The organism is Pseudonocardia sp. SID8383, from assembly GCF_009864975.1.
In the GTDB taxonomy this organism is placed as follows: Bacteria; Actinomycetota; Actinomycetes; order Mycobacteriales; family Pseudonocardiaceae; genus Pseudonocardia; species Pseudonocardia alni.
In genome coordinates this window covers 1-985 of sequence record NZ_WWFY01000899.1, presented here as the reverse complement: position 1 = coordinate 985, position 985 = coordinate 1, and the positions used below count along the sequence as shown (strand labels likewise).

The 985-nt window shown below is 77.7% G+C and carries 1 protein-coding gene and 1 pseudogene; both read right to left on the bottom strand.

From position 1 onward, the window contains the following. Positions 1 to 700, bottom strand: a 700-nt coding sequence (locus tag GTW08_RS21585) for an ABC transporter substrate-binding protein (protein WP_346009952.1), incomplete at its 3' end; no start/stop codon positions are given. 34 nt (positions 701 to 734) lie between these two features. Next, positions 735 to 985 (bottom strand): annotated as a pseudogene (locus GTW08_RS21580) (ABC transporter ATP-binding protein); the annotation flags it as partial.

The following is a 985-nucleotide window of genomic DNA, read 5'->3' as shown; positions in this document are numbered from 1 at the left end:
CCGCGCGGGCGGTGCCGTCCGGGACGAACGTGACGTCGATGCCGGCGACGCGGGCGGGCTCGCCCCAGTAGCCGTCGTGGCGGTCGAGGGTGGCCGAGGTGGTGCCCTGCACCGCGGTGAGCCGGAACGGGCCGGAGCCGTGCCCGACCGGGTCCACGCGGTCCCCGGTGTAGGCGGCGGGGGCGAGCACGGACAGCTGCGGGCTGGACAGGCGCTGCGGGACCAGCGGGTCGGCCACGCCGGTGGTGACCAGCACCGCGTCGTCGCCGTCGGCGCGGGCGGCCAGGTCGACGCCGTCGAGGATCCGCGGGGGCGGCGAGGCCCGGGTCGCACGGGTGAGCACGTCGGCGACGTGCGCGGCGGTCAGCGCGGTGCCGTCGTGGAAGACGACGTCGTCGCGCAGCGTGAACCGCCAGGTCGTGGGGTCGGCGCGGGACCAGGAGGTGGCGAGCATCGGCACGGCGTCGCCGGCGGCGTCGAGCTGCACCAGGGTCTCGGCGGTGCGCCAGCGGGACAGCTTGAACGCGTCGTCGCTGAAGGGGGTCAGGCCGGAGCGGGGCGGCTGCAGCATCGCGACGGCGACGCGGTCGCCGACGGCGCCCGTCCCGGCGGTCTGCGGTGGGGCGGCGAAGCATCCGGTGAGCAGCAGCGCGGACGCTCCGAGCGCGAGGGCTGCCGCGATGCGGCGGGGTCGGGACACAGGTGTCCTCCGGGTTCGTGGGTGGCGGGACGGTTCAGACGGACAGGGGGGCCGTGGCGCCGACGAGCGCGGCGACGGCGGGGTGCTGCGGCGCGGCGAGCAGCTCGGCGGTCGGCCGGTCCTCGACGACCAGGCCGTCGTGCAGGACGACGGTGCGCGGGCAGAGCGCCGCCGCGACCGCCAGGTCGTGCGACACCAGGAGCAGCCCGGTGCCGCGAGCGGCGCAGGTGTCGGCGAGCAGGTCGACGACCTGGTCGCGCAGCGCCGGGTCGAGCCCGCTCACCG